Source organism: Endozoicomonas sp., assembly GCF_051008435.1.
Classification (GTDB): Bacteria; Pseudomonadota; Gammaproteobacteria; order Pseudomonadales; family Endozoicomonadaceae; genus Endozoicomonas_A.
The window spans coordinates 1-4,995 of sequence record NZ_JBPCXO010000025.1 but is presented as its reverse complement, the minus strand read 5'-3'; the positions used below and the strand labels follow the sequence as shown (position 1 = coordinate 4,995).

The 4,995-nt window shown below is 46.5% G+C and carries 6 protein-coding genes; 2 read left to right on the top strand and 4 right to left on the bottom strand.

What is annotated here, in order from left to right; genetic code table 11:
* Positions 1-95 precede the first annotated feature (95 nt).
* On the bottom strand, positions 96-446 hold the full coding sequence (locus tag ACR2PX_RS01215) for a hypothetical protein (RefSeq protein ID WP_433997540.1): 351 nt from the start codon (positions 444-446) through the stop codon (positions 96-98).
* 56 nt (positions 447-502) lie between these two features.
* The gene (locus ACR2PX_RS01210; RefSeq protein ID WP_433997539.1) at positions 503-904 is read right to left on the bottom strand and encodes a hypothetical protein; all 402 of its coding nucleotides are present in this window, start codon (positions 902-904) and stop codon (positions 503-505) included.
* A gap of 203 nt (positions 905-1,107) precedes the next feature.
* On the opposite strand from ACR2PX_RS01210, the gene ACR2PX_RS01205 reads away from it, so the two are divergent.
* Positions 1,108-1,803 carry an EthD domain-containing protein gene (locus tag ACR2PX_RS01205; RefSeq protein WP_433997538.1) on the top strand — a complete coding sequence of 232 codons (696 nt, stop codon included), beginning with the start codon at positions 1,108-1,110 and terminating at the stop codon, positions 1,801-1,803.
* Here the strand turns inward: ACR2PX_RS01205 and ACR2PX_RS01200 are convergent, their stop codons facing one another.
* Both ACR2PX_RS01200 and ACR2PX_RS01195 read right to left on the bottom strand, forming a co-directional pair.
* On the bottom strand, positions 1,804-2,733 hold the full coding sequence (locus tag ACR2PX_RS01200; protein WP_433997537.1) for a hypothetical protein: 930 nt from the start codon (positions 2,731-2,733) through the stop codon (positions 1,804-1,806).
* Between the two features lie 45 nt (positions 2,734-2,778).
* Positions 2,779-3,675 (bottom strand): LysR family transcriptional regulator, encoded by an 897-nt coding sequence (locus ACR2PX_RS01195; RefSeq protein ID WP_433997536.1) that lies wholly within the window; start codon positions 3,673-3,675, stop codon positions 2,779-2,781.
* 429 nt (positions 3,676-4,104) lie between these two features.
* Between ACR2PX_RS01195 and ACR2PX_RS01190 the strand changes: the two genes are divergently transcribed.
* Positions 4,105-4,890 carry a hypothetical protein gene (locus ACR2PX_RS01190; RefSeq protein WP_433997535.1) on the top strand — a complete coding sequence of 262 codons (786 nt, stop codon included), beginning with the start codon at positions 4,105-4,107 and terminating at the stop codon, positions 4,888-4,890.
* Positions 4,891-4,995 lie beyond the last annotated feature (105 nt).

The following is a 4,995-nucleotide window of genomic DNA, read 5'->3' as shown; positions in this document are numbered from 1 at the left end:
AAATATGCAGCCGATTTTAAAGAAAATATGACTATTCAGTTTGATAAGCTTCTACCCAGATGGAACTACACTGCCACTCCTGAGGCAGGGTGAAGTCAGGAAGTTATTTTTAGACAAATCCTTAACGTGTCGAACCAGTACTCCCAGTCCATGGTGTTGTCTGCATCCTGTACCTGGCTGCCAGTGAGTGAAAAGAAGAGACTGTCGCCGTTTGCCAGTTTGAGAATATAGGTAGCGCCAGAAAGTTTTTTCGGAATAGCCGGGCAGGAAAGCTCAGCATTATGGAGTGCAGTGTTCCTGCGGTTTTTAATTTCATCCCTGAAAATACCCTGTTCCCTGGTAGAACGCTTTTGAAGGCCACCATGAGAATAGGCAATATAGAGATCAACCTGTTTTTCCTTTGCCAGCAAACGCATGGTCTCAGTTCGGTCCCTAAGGGTTTTCAAACGCTGGGGGTCACTCCTCACGGATTCCGGCAAGGTATCTTCAGCCAGTTTACCGTTTAGATTGCATAAGGGAGTCGCGGGCGATCTGTATGAATGATGGCTGTGGCACTTTTAATTTTGCCTTTGTGAAGCATCTTGATGATGGACTGCTCAAAAGCCCTTTGAAAGTTGACCGCAATGGGTCTGGTCTGGCTGTCAGGTCCGGTCAGGAGCACATGGCTTTGTTCTCGCTCTGAGTCATTTGAGAGTAATTCTCGAATGGCCGGCTTACTGATGATCAGTTCCGGGCTGAAGTCTGTCATGGTCTGGCGTAATTCATTAATGTCACTGCCAGTGCTGTCTCTCAGTGCCAGCAAGGTCTGGCCGGAATCCTCAGGCACTATAACATCCTGGCCTGTAGCTCCTGTGCAGAGCCAGCCCGACAAAATTATGGAATGGCAGAGCGTTTTCCATGTCATTCAGGTTGTCCTTAATGCTTGATCACATGGCCAGATGGCAGAGTTATATCGGGTACGTTTGGTTTAGACAAGAGGTGGCGTCAGGGGTTCCCCGATGATCCAGAGCACAGAATGATCCATATTATAGGATGACAAACGCTGTCTGGATTGCGATTATCTCTAAGCTATCTCTTTCACGGCAGAACAAGAATAAAGGAAGACACGTGGAAAAAATTATCTATCTGTTGAAAGCAGGTGAAGACTTTCAACAGCCTGCCTTTTGTGAGGTGGTTCTGGGTTTGCTGAGCGAAGACTTAATGAAACAGGATAATGTCCTGAATCTGCGGGTCAGTTTGAGCGATGCAGATGTTGCCAGGGCTGAAGGCCTTAAGCAGGAGCACTGCGGTCCTCTTCCTGATGCAATGATTTCATTTTGGGTTAAGTCAGCCAATGATCATAGAGAGCTGGAAGCTCTGATGGCGCCCTATTGCAGCAGGATAGAAGGCTATCTGGTGACCGAGTCAGAAATACTGACTGCACCTTCTGAAGAGAGACAAAGAACCCCGGGTTCCATGCAATTATGTTGTTTAAACAAGCGGGCGGATCTGAGTGATGAAGAGTTTTTGTCTATCTGGAAAGACAGTCACGGTGCTATTGCAGTGGCCACGCAGTCTACTTTTGGCTACCGACAGCATGTTGTGGTTCGGAAGCTGACAGAAGACTCGTTGGACTATATCGCCATTGTGGAAGAGCATTTCCCTACGGATGCCATGGATTCCCCTCATGCTTTTTTTGATGCCATCGATGATGATCGGAAACTGGCGAAGAATAGGAATGCAATGGTAGAAAGCTGTGCCCGGTTTATCGATTTTAACCGGATGAACTGCATTCATCTGAGTGAATACACCATCAAGGACTGATCAGAGTGGGATGTCAGGAATATCCAGGCCACACTCTTTCAGGTACTTGAATACCTCTTTGTAGCGCTTGTTGACGGGAGCATCTTTCAGGCTCCCAAACCAGTAACGCCAGAGTGTGCTGCCTCCTGCATCCGCCGCCTGTGTGCCATTATTGGCGAAGTAGAGCGTATGTCCCAGTTTGGTGGTCAATACATAGGACGCGCCTACTATTTCATCCGGCATTTCGGTGCAGGCCATCTGTTCATCATGAAGGCTGGTATTGGCGGGGTCATTGATCTCTTTCTTGTAGATCAATTGTTCTTCCGGTGAGCGTTTATCAAGGCCCCCTTTTACATAAGCGACATACAACTCCATAGGAGGACCGTTCTGAGCCATTCTGCGCAGGGTGACGGTTCTGTCTTCTATGGTTTTGGCTCGGTGTGGGTCATCCTGCATAGACACAGACATCGTTTGTCTGAGTGCTTTACCTGCAGGGTTACACATAGGGGTGGTCGGTTTTCGGGTATGGATAATGGCCGCAGCCTGACTGAGCTGGGCCTCATCAATCATATTCATCAGGCTTTGCTCAAACGCTTTCTGAAAACTGACGGCCACAGGGCGGGTAATCTCATCATTACCAGCAATCTGAACTTCGGGTGAGCGCCTCAGGGGAGTGATGGCCAGACGGGCTATATCGGTTTTGATATTGCTGGCCAGCTCACCGTCGCTGACAACAGTGCTGGAGATATCAGCGAGCATGGTCATTTTCAGTTCATTCACATCCAGCTTTTCCAGGGCGACTTCTCCTTTCTCCTGCGAAGAAGGCCCGGAAGAACAGCCAGTCAGCACCGCAGCTGAAAACAGCAGTAGGGCACCGAGCCAGACTGTTTTGTCACTGAGTCTGGCGGCGTAGTTCAGTTGTGAATGTGAAAGCTTTGGAATGAGCTGCAAGGTATTTCCCTTGTATTTTGTTCATCAGCAGCTCACCAAAGATAGTCAATATTCCGGTTTCTGCCAGCCCAGAGCTTTCAGCATCAGTTGAATGATATGGCTCTGATACTTTTTCTTATGAAGCAGCAGAGAAAGGGTTCTATTCAGTGTAATTCCGGAGACTTTGATAGGAATCAGCTCTCCCAGCTCCAGCTCATGGCTGACACAAAGCCGGGACAGGCAACTGATGCCCTGGCCATACTGCACCAGCTTTTTGATGGCTTCTGACTGATTCAATTCCATCTTGACGCTCAGATCCGTCAGTTTTTGTCCCAGATGCTGATCAAAAATATTACGGGTACCGGAGCCTGATTCCCTGAGGATCCAGTTCTGGTTGTTCAGCTGCTCCACAGAGATTTCTCCCTCTTTGGCCAAAGGGTGATCGGGACCACAGATGACCAGCAGCTCATCCTCCTGCCAGGGAATGACATCGATATCTTCATGCTGACAGGGACCCTCAACACAGCCAATGTCCAGGTCAAAGCTGGCTACACGGCTGATGATGTTCTCTGTGTTACGGATATCCATGTTAAAGCTGATATTGGGGAAGTCAGCACTAACCTGAGCCAGAATGTCGGGTAAAAGGTAATTACCAATAGTGGTACTGGCACCGATTCGGAGGTGGCCGGACTCAGTGTTCTGCAGGTCTCTGAACAGAGTCTCTATTTCTGAGGTGCGATCCAGCAGCTCAGAGGCCAGGGGCATAAGCAGCTCGCCCTGGTGATTAATCAGGAGTTTGTTGCCGGTTCGGTCGAACAGCTGACAGCCCAGCTGATTTTCAAGCTCGGCAATAGCCATGCTGGTGGCCGGTTGAGAAAGGCTAAGCTGTTGGGCAGCCAGGCGAACCTGTCCGAGACTTGCGACAGCCCGGAACGCCTTGAGCTGTTTTAGAGTGATGTGCATGTTGAGGTTCTGGTTAGGGTAACGGCGGCATTTTATACTGCTTGGCAGCAAGACTAAATCTGTAGATGTCCAATTGTTGCATTCTCTGTCATATTTTTCATGGTTGTACTGGTCTTTTTGACATTGATAGGGGCTTGTTGATGAGTCGATGAGGTGAAGAGGATGACTGACTATTCGGAGATGCTCTTAAGTTATTGGCCAAAATTGATACGGAATAATAACGAGTAATAAAATTGTCTGGTTGATTTTTACTAATGTTTTCTCATTTTAATTTCTATCTCTTTGTTTTTGAGTGGATGTTTTTGTAGATGTATTTTTTGAATCATTTTTCTGTTGATAAATTAACTTCCCTTCAAATATTACTGGTCTATGTTATTTCTGAAGTTAAAAGCTGTTTCGCTTTGCTTAATAAAATAATCAGGAGTAAAAATGAAACTGTTGGCAAAATTTATTTTTTTGCTTTCAATGCTTGCTGCAGGTTTCTGTCATTCCGAGAGCACATTGGACGGTGATGACCAAGAGAAATTTGAGTTTTACATCTGTTCCGAAATGGATGTTTCAAATTTTAAAGACGCGAACTGGTTTCTGATTCAGGTTTCACATCGTGGGTATTCACCAGTATTAGAATCTGAAAGTGATTATGGTTTTATAGCTCCTGTTAAAGAAGCAATTGAAAAAGCCTTTTACAAAAATGTTGGATGCATGGTTGTTAATGGTGAACCTTTTCCTGAGTTATCCAGTGAAAAGCTGGATTCTGATGGCTATGTAGAGAAAAGGCAGATCGCTTCTTTTGATACAAATATTCGTCTGGAGGTTGTTCGTATCCATCCAGAATTTATGGCCTCCAAGCTCAACGAGGCAGAAAATTCTCTGTTTCAGTCACTCTCCGGCAACCTGACAGACTCAGCCTATCAAGCTGGCTATGAGCCTTATATTTCTGGTGAATCGCAGCGTTTCAAAACCAGTCACATGTTGATGGTTGCTGCGGTTGCCAGTATGTCCCTGAATAAAATCAGCGGACCTCTGGCCTCTTCGCTGGGAACCGCCTTACTGGTGGCTTTTATAGGGTATCAGAAAGGCATTACCCCAGGGCGGGTGATGTCTGAATTAATGGGTGCCCGGCAGACCCATATTGGGAAAGCCGTTCTCAAAAAGGTGGTTGCTCATTTCAGGTCGCTTGAACATTATGAAAGTCCTGAATCCGTGATTTCTTGATTAGAGAGAGGTTTTTCACCTCCTGAATGCATGAAACCTACAGAATAGGGTTTTGATTTTTTGCTATTCACCAAAGAAGGGTAAAACAGACGCAGAAGATCAATG